This is a genomic window from Planobispora longispora (assembly GCF_016863135.1).
GTDB lineage: Bacteria > Actinomycetota > Actinomycetes > Streptosporangiales > Streptosporangiaceae > Planobispora > Planobispora longispora.
In genome coordinates this window covers 206176-219304 of record NZ_BOOH01000019.1, presented here as the reverse complement: position 1 = coordinate 219304, position 13129 = coordinate 206176, and the positions used below count along the sequence as shown (strand labels likewise).

Sequence of the window (13129 nt, the reverse complement as noted above, 5' to 3'; positions counted from 1 at the left end):
TCTCTTATGGGTCTGTTAAGCATCACTTGCGTGATCTTTGAGCGCGATCCCTGAGCGTGGCCTTGAACACGGCCCTTGAACACGGCCCTTGAACACGGCCCTTGAACACGGCCTTGGAAAAGACCCGCCCCGGCGGCGCCGGGACGGGTCTTCGGGACGCGGGGACGGTCCGCGCGGGCCGGTCAGGCCTTCGCGGTGGTCCTGGGGGCGGCCTTGGCGCGGGCGTTCCGCTTGGGGGTGGCGGCGATCGCGGGCTCGGCGGCGTGGGAGACGTCCTCCAGCTCCTTGGCGGCCTCGCCGCTCACCTTGGAGACGACCTTGCGGCCGCGCGCGGCGAAGTCCTCGTAGAGCTCGTTCGCCTTGGTGGTCAGCTGGTCGGCGTAGTCCCGGGCCTTCTCGGGGAACTCCCGGGCGTACTCCTCGGCCCGGCCGCCGACCTGCTTGGCGTAGTCCTCGGCGCGGTCGGCGAACTTGCGGGCCCGCTCGGGCAGGTCCTTGGTGGCCTCGCGGAGGTCCCCGCGGCGGCTCTGCAGCTTCTGGATCTGCTCGGGCAGCTCGCGGATCTTCTCCACGGCGAAGTCGCCGGCGCCGGCGACGGCGTAGAACGGCTTGGACTCTGTCAGCTTCTTGACCTCGGTGGCCAGGGTCATGGGTTAACCTTCCCTCGTTTCCGGTGTGACGTGGCCGTTGACCGAGGACGCCGGATCGGGCTCGAACCCGGCGAACACCTCCTCGGGCAGCGGCGCCTCGTCGTTCGGCGGGGAGCCGGCGTCACGCTCACGGGGCTCCGGTGCGGAATGCGCGTTCTTGGCGGTCTGCGCGTTCTCGTCCGGAGCCTCGGCCCGGTTCTCCTTGCGGAACGACTCGTAGATGTCGATCAGCACCTGGCGTTGCCGCTCGGTGATGAACCCGTCGGCTCTGATCGCGGCGAGCACGTCGCTGTCCGGCTCGCGGTCCTCCATGAGACCCGCCTGAACGTAGAGCGCCTGGGCGGAGATTCGCAGGCCCTTGGCGATCTGGTTCAAGATCTCCGCGCTGGGCTTGCGCAGCCCGCGTTCGATCTGGCTGAGGTAGGGGTTGGAGACCCCGGCGGCCGCGGCCAGCTGGCGCAGGGAGATCTTCGCCTGCGTGCGCTGCTCGCGGATGTACTCGCCGATCGAGCCGACCTTGGGTAGTGCCATAGCGGCATTCTGCCTCACGGTGCTTGCAGTTGCAAACGCGCTGGATAACAGCTGCAAGCAATGGAGGTGTGTTCGCCGGAGGATCGGACGGGGACCGACGGAGCATGGGGGCCGGGGGACGCCGTGCCGGTGGGACGGTCCGGTCAGCGGGGCGGTCCGGTCAGCGGGGCGGTCCGGTCAGTGGGGCATCAGCCACAGCAGCGGGGCGGAGGCGGTCAGGGCGAGGGAGAAGGCCACGATGGAGTAGCGGATCCGGCGGGGCAGCCGGGGGCCGGGGGTGACCAGCCGCTCGACCCTGGCCATCACGGCCGAGGCGGGGGTGAGGGCGCCCAGGGCCCCGTGCGGGGTGGGGACGGCGCCGGCGGTCCCGAAGCGGAGCAGGGCGGTGGCCAGGCGGCGCGGCGAGCAGTAGCGCCGGGCGACGTCGTCGGCGGCCATCTCCACCAGGAGGCCGACCTCGCGCTGGGCGTCCTCGACCGTGCGGGACCAGGGCAGCGCCCTGCGCAGCGCCGCGAACGGGAGCAGGACCAGGTCGTGCCGCTCGCGGACGTGGGCGGTCTCGTGGGCCAGCACCGCGGTCAGCTCCGCCGCCGACAGCAGCTGCAGTGTGCCCTCGCTGACCACCACCTGGGAGCGGAGGCCGGGCACGCAGTAGGCGGCCGCGCCCGGGTGGTCGACCACCCGCACGCCCGGGACCTCGGGGTCCTCGCGGGCGATGAGGGCCAGCAGTGTGCGGTGGCGGCGCCGGGCGCGGAAGGTCTGCGCGCCCGCGGCGAGCAGCACCACGATCAGCACGCTGAGCGCGGTCAGCCCGGCGATGAGGGCGAAGATCCGCGGCAGGTCGTACGGCTCCGGCTGGCCGTACCCGCCCTCGACCGCCGAGGCGGCGAAGGCGTGCAGGCCGCGGAGCACGCCCAGGTTGTACGGTTCCAGGGCGTAGGCGAGCAGCGCGCCGGTCCCGGCCAGCCCCCAGGTCACCCCCAGCGCCTGCCACAGGACGATGGCGACGTGCGGGGCGCGGTAGGTCCACCGCGCCCGGACCAGCCGCCAGGCCCCCACCGCGCAGACCAGGGCGAGGAGCGCCAGGGCCGCCGCGGTGATCACTCTTCCTCCAGCTCCATTAAGGCTCTCCGCAGGATCTCGGCCTCGGGGCCGGAGACGGCCTGGGCGAAGCGAGTCAGAGCGGCCGACCGGTCACCGGTCAGGTCGAGCGCCTCAAGCATAAGCTCGGCGACATAGCTGTCGCGGCTCTCCTTGGGCGCGTAGCGCCAGGCGCGCCCGTCGCGGGTGCGCTCCAGGAAGCCCTTGCGGGTCAGCCGGTCCAGCACGGTCATCACGGTCGTGGGAGCCAGATCCCGGTCCGCGATGAGGCGCCCCACCTCGCGGGCCGTCACGGCCGAGGGCTGCGCCCAGATGATATCCATGATGCTGCGTTCAAGCTCGCCGAGACCCTTCACATCTCCAGACTAACTTGCTACCACGACGGGTAGTACTACGGGCTGTCGAGTTCAGGACGCGCGCTCGATGCGGCGCAGCATGTAGACCTCGTCGCGGTCGTCGCCGGGGGCCACGCGGATCGCCCCGGGGACGCGGCCGACCTCGACGTACCCGTGGCGGGCGTAGAACGCATCCACGCCGGTGCCGCCCCGCAGCGTCAGCTGGAGGGCCTCAAGGCCGAGGTCGCGGGCGCAGTCCTCGGCGGCGCGCATGAGCTGTCCCCCGTAGCCCCGGCCCTGGTGCTTGGGGTGGACCATCACGCGCAGGATCCAGCGCCAGTGGGAGCGGAGCGCGGAGCCGGTGTCGGAGAGGATCAGCGAGCAGGCGACCCGGCCGTCGGCGTCGAACCCCACGAGCAGGTGGTCGGGCCCGCCGCAGCGGGCGAAGGCCGCCTCGGCGGTCGGGCGGACGTCGGCGGTGGTCACCGGGGGCACGAACCCGACGGCGCCGCCCGCGTTGCTCACGTCGGTCCAGACCTCGACGAGCTCGTCGACGAGCTCGGGCGTCAGCTCGGGGTCCGTCACGAAGCGCAGTTGGGACATGATCAGAGACCTTAGCGGGGGGCGTGACGCGGGCACGGAGGGGGCCGCCTCACCCGGCCGGGGCGATCGCGTCCCAGGACACGGTCACCTCGCCCAGCCGCCAGCGGGACCGGCCGCCGAGCCGGGGGCGGCGGGGGATCGGCCAGGTCGCGGCGAGCGCCTCCACCGCCGCGACCCAGCGCTGCCGTACGCCGTAGGAGGCCAGCGGGGCGCTGACGGCCCAGGCGTGGTCGAAGTCACGGAGGAAGGCGTGGATCGGCTCGCCGGGCACGTTGCGGTGGATGAGCGTCTTGGGCAGGCGGTCGGCCAGGTCGGAGGGGCGCTCGAAGGCGTCGAAGCGGGCCGACAGGGTCAGCGTCCGCGGCCCGGAGGCGTCCAGCGCGGTCCAGACGGCGCGGTGGCCGACCTCCGAGCACGTCCCCTCCACGATCATCCCGCCGGACGCGAGCCGGGATCTGAGCAGGTCCCAGTAGTGCCACGCCTCGGCCTCGCCGTACTGCCGCAGCACGTTGAACGCCCGCACGATCAGCGGCGGCCGGTCCACCGGCAGCTCGAAGCCGCCCAGCCGGAACGAGAGCCCCTCGGTCTCGTACGGCCTGGCGGCGGCCACCCTGGCCGGGTCGATCTCGATCCCGACGACCTCGGCGTCCGGGGACACGCGGCGGATCCGGCGGAACAGCTCCAGCGTCGTGATGTGCGAGGCGCCGTAGCCGAGGTCCACGATCAGCGGGCGGTCGGCGGAGCGCAGCAGCGGGCCGTGCACGAAGGTGATCCAGCGGTCGGACCGGCGCAGCCGGTTGTGGCCGGTCGTCCCCCTGGTGATCTCGCCGACCGGCCTCCTGGAGCGCATCCCCCATTGTCGGACGGTTCCGGGACTCCTGGAACCGGGGCGGCGCTCGCGGGAGGCGCGGCCCGCGGGCGTCACCGGGAACCGGGTCCGCCTCCCGGGCCGACGCGGCGTCCCCGTCAGGAGGTGACGCGGTGGATCTTGTGCTGGGCGGCCTGGGCGCGGGGGCGGATGACGAGGCGGTCGATGTTCACGTGGGCGGGGCGGGTGACGCACCAGGAGATGGCGTCGGCCACGTCGTCGGCGGAGAGCGGGTCGGGAACGCCCTGGTAGATCTTCGCGGCCCGGTCCGCGTCGCCGCGGAAGCGGTTCAGCGAGAACTCCTCGGTGTGGACCATGCCGGGCGCGATCTCGACGATGCGGACCGGCTCGCCGCACAGCTCCAGCCGGAGCACCTCGGTCATCGAGGTCTGCGCGTGCTTGGCGGCGTTGTAGCCGCCCCCGCCCTCGTAGGAGACCAGGCCGGCCACCGAGGTCAGCATCACCAGCACCCCGTCGCCGGAGGCGATGAGCCTGGGCAGCAGCGCCTGGGTGACGCGCAGCGAGCCGAGCACGTTGACGTCGTACATCCGCTGCCAGTCGGCGACCTTCCCGGTGGCCACCGGCTCCAGGCCGATCGCGCCGCCGGCGTTGTTGACCAGCACGTCGCAGCGGTCCAGGCCGGAGGCGAGCTCCTCCACCGACTCCTGGGAGGTCACGTCCAGGATCACCGGCCGGATTCCCGGGACCTCGGCGGCCAGCTCGTCCAGGCGGTCCCGCCGGCGCGCGGCCGCGATCACGTCGAAGCCCTCGGCGGCCAGCCGGCGGGCGGTCGCCTCGCCGATTCCGCTGCTGGCACCCGTCACCACAGCTGTCTTCTTCATGGCTCGCCATCCTGCCAGGCTCGGGCGCTACCGGACCTGGCCGCCCATATGTCGGGAATGTCGCGAAGGTGTGAGTAGTTGTCCCGTCTCGGAGGTGGTGTCGGTGAAGCGGCGACGGGTCGGCCGGGTCGCGACGATCAGCATGCACACGTCCCCCCTGGATCAACCGGGGACCGGGGACGCGGGTGGGATGAACGTCTACATCGTGGAGTCGGCCAAACGGCTGGCCCAGCTGGGGATCGAGGTCGAGATCTTCACCCGGCAGACGGCGCGGGACCTGCCTCCGCTGGCGGAGATCGCCCCGGGCGTCTCGGTCCGGCACATCACCGCCGGGCCGTACGAGGAGCTCGACAAGGGCGACCTCCCCGGGCAGCTGTGCGCGTTCCTGTCCGGCGTGCTGCGCACCGAGGCGATGTACGACCCGGGGCGCTACGACGTCATCCACTCCCACTACTGGCTCTCCGGCCAGGTGGGCTGGCTGGCCAAGGAACGCTGGGGCGTCCCGCTGGTGCACACCATGCACACCATGGCGAAGGTGAAGAACCTCCTGCTCGCCGAGGACGACAGGCCCGAGCCCGCCGCCCGCGTCTTCGGCGAGGAACAGGTCGTCGAGATCGCCGACCGGCTGGTGGCCAACACGCCGACCGAGGCCAGGGAGCTCGCCGAGCTGTACGGCGCCGAACCCGGCCGGATCGAGGTCGTCAACCCCGGCGTGAACCTCGCGGTCTTCCGGCCCTCCTCCGGGGACGAGGCCCGGCGCCGGCTGGGACTGCCCCGCGACGCCCACATGCTGCTGTTCGTGGGCCGGGTCCAGCCGCTCAAGGCCCCGGACGTGCTGCTGCGCGCCGCCGCCCGGATGCTCGTCGACGACCCCTCGCTCCGCTCGAAGCTGGTCGTCGCCTGCGTGGGCGGGCCCAGCGGCAACGGCCTGGCCCGTCCCTCCTATCTGACCGACCTCGCCGTGGAGCTGGGGATCTCCGACATCGTCAGGGTCGTCCCCCCTGCGCCCCAGGACGAGCTGGCCGACTGGTACCGCGCGGCCGACGTGACCGTCGTCCCGTCGCACAACGAGTCGTTCGGCCTGGTCGCCCTGGAGTCCCAGGCCTGCGGGACCCCGGTCGCCGCCGCCTCGGTGGGCGGTCTGCGCACCGCCGTGTGCGACGGCGCGTCGGGGGTGCTCGTCGAGGGGCACGACCCGCACGACTGGGCCCAGGTGCTCGGCCGGTTCGTCCGGGAACCCGCCTGGCGCGAGGAGCTGGCGGCCGGGGCCGTCGCCCGGGCCGCGGGCTTCGGCTGGTCGGTCACCGCCGCCCGGCTCGCCGACGTCTACGCCGAGGCCATGGCGCACCTGTACCGGACCCCGATCGCGGTGAACTCCTGAAGCCCCCGATCGCGATGAACCCCCGGGGTCGGGTGATCCTCGCCGGGCCCGGGGGGCTCCTCGTAGGGTGAGTCCATGCGCGAAGTGATCGAGGCGGCGCTCAAGGGCGCGGAGATCTCCTACGAGGAGCCCCGGCCGGGGGCCTTCCTGGCGAAGCTCCCCGGCCAGCACAAGCTCGCCACCATGACCTGGCTGATCATCGGCGACCAGGCCCTGAACGTGGAGGCGTTCTTCTGCCGCCAGCCCGACGAGAACCACGAGGCCTTCTACCGCTGGCTGCTGACCAAGAACGGGACGATGTACGGCGTGCACTTCGCCCTGGACCCCGTCGGCGACGTCTACCTGGTGGGGCGCGTCCCGCTGGCGGCGGTCTCGGAGGAGGAGGTCGACCGGCTGCTCGGCTGCGTGCTCACCTACTCCGACGAGGGCTTCGACCGGGCGCTGGAGCTGGGCTTCGCCTCCTCCATCCGCAAGGAGTGGGAGTGGCGGGCCAAGCGCGGCGAGTCCCTCGCCAACCTCCAGGCGTTCGCCCGCTTCGCTGACCCCGACGCGGAGCGTGGTTGATCCGCGCCGCTCGCTAGGCTTGGGCGCATGGCGACTTTGGTGCTGCTGCGGCACGGTGAGAGCGAGTGGAACGCCAAGGGTCTGTTCACCGGATGGGTGGACGCGGGGCTCTCGGCAAAGGGCGAGGAGGAGGCGCGGCGCGGCGGGAAGCTGCTGCTGGAGGCCGGGATCCGGCCGGACGTCGTGCACACCTCGCTGCTGACCCGCGCGATCCAGACGGCGAACCTCGCGCTGGGGGCGGCCGACATGCTCTGGCTGCCGGTGACCCGGTCCTGGCGGCTCAACGAGCGCCACTACGGCGCGCTCCAGGGCAAGAACAAGGCGCAGACCCGCGAGCAGTTCGGCGACGAGCAGTTCATGCTCTGGCGGCGCTCCTACAACGTCCCGCCGCCGCCGATCGACGACGAGGACGAGTTCTCCCAGGCCGGCGACGCCCGCTACGGGCTGCTGCCCAAGGAGCTGATGCCGAAGACGGAGTGCCTGAAGGACGTCGTCGAGCGCATGCTGCCGTACTGGTACGACAGCATCGTCCCCGACCTGTCGGCGGGCCGGACCGTCCTGGTGGTCGCGCACGGCAACTCGCTGCGCGCCCTGGTCAAGCACCTGGACGGGGTCGGCGACGACGAGATCGCCGGGCTCAACATCCCCACCGGCATCCCGCTCCTGTACGAGCTGGACGCCGACTTCCGCCCGGTCGCCAAGGGCGGCCTCTACCTCGACCCCGAGGCGGCCAAGGCGGCCATCGAGGCCGTGGCCAACCAGGGCAAGTAACCCCGCACCGCCGTACGGACACGGAAGAGGGCGCCCTCCCCAGGAAGGGCGCCCTCTTCAGCTTTCCGGGATCAGTCCCCGAGCAGCGACGCGTCGACGTCGCCATGGGCCCGTCGAGGGAAGGCGCCGGTTACTAGCCCCCGAGCAGCGACGCGTTGGCGTCGCCATGGGGACGCGAGCCGGTCACCAGGTAGACCACGTCGCGGGCGACGCGGACCGCGTGGTCGGCGTAGCGCTCGTAGTAGCGGCCGATCAGCGTCACGTCGATGGCCGGCTCGACGCCGTGCTTCCAGTCGGGCGCCATCAGGACCCGGAACAGCTTGCGGTGCAGCTTGTCCATGGCGTCGTCGTCGTGCTCCAGCTCCAGCGCCGTCTCCACGTCACGTGAGGCGATGCAGCTGCCGGTCTTGGTGACCAGGCGTTCGGCGATCTGGCCCATCTCCAGGATGGTCGCGCGGAGCTCCGGCGGGATCGCCGAGTCGGGGTGGCGCAGCCGGGCGACCTTGGCCACGTGCTGGGCGAGGTCGCCCATCCGCTCCAGGTCGGTGCCCATCCGCAGGGCCGTGATGATCATTCGGAGGTCCACGGCCACCGGCTGCTGCCGGGCCATCAGCTCGAAGATCGACGCCTCGACCTCGGCGAAGATCCGGTCGACCTCCGCGTCGCGGGAGATGACGCTCTCGGCCAGTTCGAGATCGGCGTCCAGCAGGGCGGTGGTGGCCCTGGAGATCGCCGAGCGCACGAGCCGGGTCATCTCGACCAGCTTGATCGTGAGGGCGTCGAGTTCTTCGTGGTAGGCGTCACGCATGGCACTCACCGTACGCGCGCGTCAGTGAACGAACTTCGACCACGAAGTGAACTTTGCGGGAAAGCGGTGGTCATGCCCTTCTGCGCGGTCACGAAAGGGGAAAGCCTTGCCTACCATCGAGGACGTGAATCCGACAGGAGGGCCACGTGAATGAGCTGACGGCGAGCCTGGCCGCGCTGGCCGGTTTCGTCTTGGCCGGTTTCGCGGTGGGGGTTCTGACCATGCTGGTCGTCCGCCAGAACGTGGGCCGGCCGAGGGTGGTGACCCCGGTGGACGACATCGAGCCGGGCGCGCTGCCTCCGGGGGTGGCTTCCGTGCTCGCGGTCCTGCCGTCCTCGGCGGTCGTGCTCGACCGGGAGGACCGGGTGCTGCGGGCCAGCTCGGCCGCGCGGGCCTTCGGCCTGGTCAAGGGCGATCGCCTGGTGGCGCCGGAGCTGCTGGCGCTGGCCAGGAAGGTGCGCAGGGACGGCGAGATCCGCGAGAGCGAGATCGAGGTGCCCGGGCACAAGTTCGGCCAGGAGGCGACCAACTTCGCGGTCCGGGTGGCCCCGCTGGGCTCCTACGGGCAGGTGCTCGTGCTGGCCGAGGACCAGACCGAGTACCACCGCGTCGAGGCGGTCCGCCGCGACTTCGTGGCCAACGTGAGCCACGAGCTCAAGACGCCCGTGGGCGCGCTGAGCCTGCTGGCCGAGACCATCCAGGACGCCGCCGACGACCCGGAGGCGGTCACCCGTTTCGCCGGGCGCATGCAGCATGAGGCCGCCCGCCTGACGTACCTGGTCCAGGACCTCATCACCCTGTCCCGGATCCAGGGGGCCGAGCCCATCCCCACACCCGGCCCGGTCCAGGTCGACGAGGCCGTGCACGACGCCATCGACCGCTGCAACACCACGGCGGCGTCCAAGGACATCGCGCTCGTCGCGGGCGGCACCGAGGGCCTGCAGGTCTGGGGCGACGAGGAGCTCCTGGTCACCGCGTTGCGCAATCTCATCGACAACGCGGTCGCCTACAGCCCCGAGCACACCCGCGTCGTGATCAGCGCACGTCCTGCGGGCGACTCCGTCGAGGTCAGCGTGAGCGACCAGGGGATCGGCATCCCGGAGAGCGCCCAGGAACGGATCTTCGAGAGGTTCTTCCGCGTCGACGCCGCCCGCTCGCGCGCCACCGGCGGCACCGGCCTCGGTCTCGCCATCGTCAAGCATGTCGCGGCCGCCCACAACGGGGCCGTCACGGTGTGGAGCAAGGAAGGCTCCGGTTCCACGTTCACCCTCCGCCTGCCGGCCTTCGGCGGCCTGGCGGTTTCCGCATCACCCAGCACCATCGCAACCCCCATGGAGGCCGCGCAGTGACCCGCGTTCTTGTCGTCGAGGATGAGGAGTCGTTCTCCGACGCCCTGTCCTACATGCTGCGCAAGGAGGGGTTCGAGGTCGCGGTGGCGGCCACGGGGCCCGAGGCGCTCGACACCTTCGACCGCAGCGGCGCCGACCTGGTGCTGCTCGACCTGATGCTGCCCGGCCTGCCCGGCACCGAGGTCTGCCGCTCCCTCCGGCAGCGTTCGAACGTGCCCGTCATCATGCTGACCGCCAAGGACAGCGAGATCGACAAGGTCGTCGGACTGGAGCTCGGCGCCGACGACTACGTGACCAAGCCGTTCTCCTCCCGCGAGCTGGTGGCCCGCATCCGCGCGGTGCTGCGCCGCCAGGGCGACGTGGAGGAGGTGGAGTCGGCCGTGCTGAGCGCGGGGCCGGTCCGGATGGACGTGGACCGGCACATCGTCGCCGTCCGCGGCGAGCAGGTGCAGCTCCCGCTGAAGGAGTTCGAGCTGCTGGAGGTGCTGCTGCGCAACGCCGGCCGGGTGCTCACCCGGGGCCAGCTCATCGACCGGGTCTGGGGCGCCGACTACGTGGGTGACACCAAGACCCTGGACGTCCACGTCAAGCGGCTGCGCGCCAAGGTCGAGGCCGACCCCTCCAACCCGCGCTGCATCCTCACCGTCCGCGGCCTGGGCTACAAGTTCGACCCCGTGGAGGAGTGACCCTCCCGGACGCGGAGGCCATGGACGACGCGACGGCTCAGGACGACGCGACGGCTCAGGACACGAAGGCTCCGGACGCGAAGAGGGGGTGTGCGGCTCGTGTGAGCCGCACACCCCCTCGGTGTTCTCCGGAGCCGCGCTCGCGGCGGGCCGCCTCCGGCGCAGCGCGGTGACCGCTCCCGGCGGCCGGGTGGCCGCCGCGCTCAGTGGCCGCCCTCGCCCTCCACGTCCACCGTGGGGGTGGGAGTCGGCGTGGGGGCGGCGGAGGCGCCCGGGACGGCCGGCAGCTGCGTGAACTCGCGGCTGCGGGTGACCACCGGGACGTGCAGCGAGACGATGCCAGCCTTCTCGAACTGCAGCTGGACCCGGATCGACTCGCCGCCCCTGAGCGGCTTCTTCAGCTGCTCGATCACGATCGAGGGCGTGGGCCGGCCGACGACGGCGGCCTGCTTGCCGAGGGCCGGCAGCGGGACGGGCGCGGGGACCTTGGCGGTGCCCAGCGCGGGGTCCACGCCGACGCCGACGAGGCGGTCCTCCTGCGGACCGGTGTTGACCATGTAGAGGTAGAGCGGGGTGCTTCCGCCCGCGGGCAGGGATCCGCCGGAGTCCGGGCCCAGGAAGTACGCCTGGGAGATCTTGAGGTCCTTGTTCTCGACCTTGACGCTCAGAGCCTCGGTGGGCGTGTACGGCTGGGCGGTGATCGCGTCGAAGCCGGTGCCGCAGCCCGCCAGAGCCGGGGCGGCTGCGAGAAACGCGGCGGCGGCTACCGCCCAGTGACGGTTGTTGCGGGTCACGGTACGAGTTCTCCTTGTCACACAAGAGATAGGACAGGCCAACCCTATCCGTGGACTTTCCCGGGTTTTCCGGCGACCCGCCTGATCGGGGACGAACGCGTCCCCCAGGTCATCGCTGTTTTTTACCTCTCGATTCACACAGTTGAGCACTTGTCAAGGCTTAAAACGCGGCTTTGACCTGCAGTTATGGTGATTTCACTGTTCCGGGAGCCTGTGGATACGTGGTACTCTGGAGTACAGCGGAAGGGGTACTTGTCACATGACTTTCCAGGTCGGCGACACTGTCGTCTACCCCCACCACGGGGCTGCTCGGATCGAGGCGATCACGACCCGAACCATCAAGGGTGAGGAAAGGACCTACCTGGTTCTCAAGGTCGACAAGGGCGACCTTACCGTCCAGGTGCCTGCTGACAACGCCGAACTCGTCGGAGTTCGCGACGTGGTCGGGCAGGAAGGTCTTGAGCGCGTCTTCGACGTGCTTCGCATGCCTCACACCGAAGAGCCCACGAACTGGTCACGCCGTTACAAGGCCAACCTTGAGAAGCTGGCGTCCGGTGATGTCAACAAGGTGGCCGAGGTCGTTCGCGACCTGTGGCGACGGGACAAGGAGCGCGGGCTCTCCGCGGGCGAGAAGCGCATGCTCGCCAAGGCACGGCAGATCCTGGTCAGTGAGCTCGCCCTCGCCGAGAAGACCAATGAGGACAAGGCCGAGGCGCTGCTCGACGAGGTTCTCAACTCCTGAGATCCGGCGAAGCGCCGAACTCCCGGCGTCCGGGTGAGGTTCCGGGCCGCTGAGAGTGCGAGAGAGGTGCTCGACTCCTGAACACGACACTTCCACGGGTGGGCGTCGGAACCGACGTCCACCCTTTCGCATCCGGTCGGCGGCTGCACCTGGCAGGTCTGCACTGGCCGGACGAGACGGGGCTGGCCGGTCACTCCGACGGTGACGCCGCCGCGCACGCCATGTGCGACGCCCTGCTGTCGGCCGCCGGCCTCGGTGATCTCGGCGGCCTGTTCGGCACCGCCGATCCCCGCTGGGCCGGGGCTTCCGGCGTGTCACTGCTGGAGGAGACCGCCCGGCAGGTCCGGGCGGCCGGTTTCGAGATCGGCAACGTGGCCGTCCAGGTGATCGGGAACCGCCCGAAGCTGGCGCCCCGCCGTACGGAGGCCGAGAAGGTCCTCGGCGAGGCCGTGGGCGCACCCGTGAGCGTGAGCGCCACCACGACCGACGGCCTGGGCCTCACCGGCCGCGGTGAGGGCGTCGCGGCCATCGCCACGGCGATCCTGGTCGGCGTCAACCCGAATCAGGAACCGGGCGTCTCCTAAGGGGTGCGCGAGCACCCCGGCGGGCGGCGCGGAAAGCCCGTCGCAGCACCCGAGGAGGCGACCCGTTCTCCTGGCGCGGTACGGGTCGCCCCTTTTGGGGCGGATACTTTGCGAATGTCCGGGTAGCTCCCTAATGACATGTCCTCGTCATGGGGGGAGCTGGACATGATTGGATCGATCGTCTCCGCGATCGTCATCGGAGCCATCGTCGGAGCGCTGGCGCGCCTCGTCATTCCGGGAAGGCAGAGCATCAGCATCGCGCTGACGCTCATCGTCGGCATCGCCGCAGCACTCATCGGGACCCTCATCGCGGGAGCCCTGGGGATCGCGAACACGAGCGGCATCGACTGGTGGGAGCACATCCTCCAGCTCGCCCTCGCGGTGGCGGGGGTGCTGCTCGTCACTCAGATGCGCCCCGGTCGGACGGGAAGGGCCGACAGAAATCTCGGATGACCTGGAAATTTGCGGTTTCCAGGAATATCCGTGGTGCAGGGGGTAGCCGACTCCCCGTGAGAGTGAA

17 protein-coding genes are annotated in these 13129 nt (G+C 71.1%); 8 read left to right on the top strand and 9 right to left on the bottom strand.

Annotated features, from left to right (window positions below; all coding sequences use genetic code 11):
- Positions 1-182: 182 nt before the first annotated feature.
- The 7 genes from Plo01_RS12070 to Plo01_RS12040 all read right to left on the bottom strand — a co-directional run bounded on the left by Plo01_RS12070 (position 183) and on the right by Plo01_RS12040 (position 4930).
- A complete protein-coding gene (locus tag Plo01_RS12070; RefSeq protein WP_203890624.1) occupies positions 183-650 on the bottom strand; it encodes a hypothetical protein in 468 nt (155 codons plus the stop codon).
- 3 nt (positions 651-653) lie between these two features.
- Positions 654-1181 (bottom strand): helix-turn-helix domain-containing protein, encoded by a 528-nt coding sequence (locus Plo01_RS40925; RefSeq protein ID WP_203890623.1) that lies wholly within the window; start codon positions 1179-1181, stop codon positions 654-656.
- A 177-nt stretch (positions 1182-1358) separates the two neighbouring features.
- Positions 1359-2285: a M56 family metallopeptidase gene (locus tag Plo01_RS12060; protein ID WP_203890622.1), complete on the bottom strand. Its 927-nt coding sequence runs from the start codon at positions 2283-2285 to the stop codon at positions 1359-1361.
- Positions 2282-2638: a BlaI/MecI/CopY family transcriptional regulator gene (locus Plo01_RS12055; RefSeq protein ID WP_203890621.1), complete on the bottom strand. Its 357-nt coding sequence runs from the start codon at positions 2636-2638 to the stop codon at positions 2282-2284. The genes Plo01_RS12060 and Plo01_RS12055 overlap by 4 nt, the downstream gene beginning before the upstream one ends.
- A 51-nt stretch (positions 2639-2689) precedes the next feature.
- Positions 2690-3220, bottom strand: a complete 531-nt coding sequence (locus tag Plo01_RS12050) for a GNAT family N-acetyltransferase (RefSeq protein ID WP_203890620.1) — start codon at positions 3218-3220, stop codon at positions 2690-2692.
- 49 nt (positions 3221-3269) lie between these two features.
- Positions 3270-4070, bottom strand: coding sequence for a class I SAM-dependent methyltransferase (locus Plo01_RS12045; RefSeq protein WP_203890619.1), 801 nt, complete (start codon positions 4068-4070; stop codon positions 3270-3272).
- A 116-nt stretch (positions 4071-4186) separates the two neighbouring features.
- Positions 4187-4930, bottom strand: a complete 744-nt coding sequence (locus tag Plo01_RS12040; RefSeq protein WP_203890618.1) for an SDR family oxidoreductase — start codon at positions 4928-4930, stop codon at positions 4187-4189.
- 97 nt (positions 4931-5027) lie between these two features.
- On the opposite strand from Plo01_RS12040, the gene mshA reads away from it, so the two are divergent.
- The 3 genes from mshA to Plo01_RS12025 all read left to right on the top strand — a co-directional run bounded on the left by mshA (position 5028) and on the right by Plo01_RS12025 (position 7646).
- Positions 5028-6311, top strand: coding sequence for a D-inositol-3-phosphate glycosyltransferase (gene mshA / locus Plo01_RS12035; RefSeq protein ID WP_275415382.1), 1284 nt, complete (start codon positions 5028-5030; stop codon positions 6309-6311).
- A gap of 75 nt (positions 6312-6386) precedes the next feature.
- A complete protein-coding gene (locus tag Plo01_RS12030; RefSeq protein WP_203890616.1) occupies positions 6387-6875 on the top strand; it encodes a type III secretion system chaperone family protein in 489 nt (162 codons plus the stop codon).
- A gap of 27 nt (positions 6876-6902) precedes the next feature.
- Entirely contained in the window at positions 6903-7646 is a 744-nt protein-coding gene (locus Plo01_RS12025; RefSeq protein ID WP_203890615.1) for a phosphoglyceromutase, read from the top strand.
- A gap of 133 nt (positions 7647-7779) precedes the next feature.
- On the opposite strand, the gene phoU is transcribed toward Plo01_RS12025, so the two are convergent.
- Positions 7780-8454, bottom strand: a complete 675-nt coding sequence (phoU, locus tag Plo01_RS12020; RefSeq protein ID WP_203890614.1) for a phosphate signaling complex protein PhoU — start codon at positions 8452-8454, stop codon at positions 7780-7782.
- Positions 8455-8621: 167 nt separating this feature from the next.
- Here phoU and Plo01_RS12015 point away from each other — a divergent pair, with 167 nt between their 5' ends.
- Together Plo01_RS12015 and Plo01_RS12010 are read left to right on the top strand one after the other, a co-directional pair.
- The gene (locus Plo01_RS12015) at positions 8622-9803 is read left to right on the top strand and encodes a sensor histidine kinase (protein WP_239316255.1); all 1182 of its coding nucleotides are present in this window, start codon (positions 8622-8624) and stop codon (positions 9801-9803) included.
- Positions 9800-10489, top strand: a complete 690-nt coding sequence (locus Plo01_RS12010) for a response regulator (RefSeq protein ID WP_203890612.1) — start codon at positions 9800-9802, stop codon at positions 10487-10489. The genes Plo01_RS12015 and Plo01_RS12010 overlap by 4 nt, the downstream gene beginning before the upstream one ends.
- A 203-nt stretch (positions 10490-10692) precedes the next feature.
- Here the strand turns inward: Plo01_RS12010 and Plo01_RS12005 are convergent, their stop codons facing one another.
- Positions 10693-11283, bottom strand: coding sequence for a copper chaperone PCu(A)C domain-containing protein (locus Plo01_RS12005; RefSeq protein WP_203890611.1), 591 nt, complete (start codon positions 11281-11283; stop codon positions 10693-10695).
- 259 nt (positions 11284-11542) lie between these two features.
- Here Plo01_RS12005 and Plo01_RS12000 point away from each other — a divergent pair, with 259 nt between their 5' ends.
- The 3 genes from Plo01_RS12000 to Plo01_RS11990 all read left to right on the top strand — a co-directional run bounded on the left by Plo01_RS12000 (position 11543) and on the right by Plo01_RS11990 (position 13062).
- Positions 11543-12025, top strand: coding sequence for a CarD family transcriptional regulator (locus Plo01_RS12000; RefSeq protein ID WP_012887713.1), 483 nt, complete (start codon positions 11543-11545; stop codon positions 12023-12025).
- 98 nt (positions 12026-12123) lie between these two features.
- Positions 12124-12609: a 2-C-methyl-D-erythritol 2,4-cyclodiphosphate synthase gene (gene ispF / locus Plo01_RS11995; RefSeq protein WP_203890610.1), complete on the top strand. Its 486-nt coding sequence runs from the start codon at positions 12124-12126 to the stop codon at positions 12607-12609.
- Positions 12610-12774: 165 nt separating this feature from the next.
- On the top strand, positions 12775-13062 hold the full coding sequence (locus tag Plo01_RS11990) for a GlsB/YeaQ/YmgE family stress response membrane protein (RefSeq protein ID WP_203890609.1): 288 nt from the start codon (positions 12775-12777) through the stop codon (positions 13060-13062).
- Positions 13063-13129 lie beyond the last annotated feature (67 nt).

Bases quoted from the DNA above. Each gene is read 5' to 3' on its own strand.
- Plo01_RS11990 (WP_203890609.1), top strand. From the start codon at position 12,775: ATGATTGGATCGATCGTCTCCGCGATCGTCATCGGAGCCATCGTCGGA.
- Plo01_RS40925 (WP_203890623.1), bottom strand. From the start codon at position 1,181: ATGGCACTACCCAAGGTCGGCTCGATCGGCGAGTACATCCGCGAGCAG.
- Plo01_RS12040 (WP_203890618.1), bottom strand. From the start codon at position 4,930: ATGAAGAAGACAGCTGTGGTGACGGGTGCCAGCAGCGGAATCGGCGAG.
- Plo01_RS12045 (WP_203890619.1), bottom strand. From the start codon at position 4,070: ATGCGCTCCAGGAGGCCGGTCGGCGAGATCACCAGGGGGACGACCGGC.
- Plo01_RS12070 (WP_203890624.1), bottom strand. From the start codon at position 650: ATGACCCTGGCCACCGAGGTCAAGAAGCTGACAGAGTCCAAGCCGTTC.
- phoU (WP_203890614.1), bottom strand. From the start codon at position 8,454: ATGCGTGACGCCTACCACGAAGAACTCGACGCCCTCACGATCAAGCTG.
- Plo01_RS12050 (WP_203890620.1), bottom strand. From the start codon at position 3,220: ATGTCCCAACTGCGCTTCGTGACGGACCCCGAGCTGACGCCCGAGCTC.
- Plo01_RS12030 (WP_203890616.1), top strand. From the start codon at position 6,387: ATGCGCGAAGTGATCGAGGCGGCGCTCAAGGGCGCGGAGATCTCCTAC.
- Plo01_RS12025 (WP_203890615.1), top strand. From the start codon at position 6,903: ATGGCGACTTTGGTGCTGCTGCGGCACGGTGAGAGCGAGTGGAACGCC.
- Plo01_RS12000 (WP_012887713.1), top strand. From the start codon at position 11,543: ATGACTTTCCAGGTCGGCGACACTGTCGTCTACCCCCACCACGGGGCT.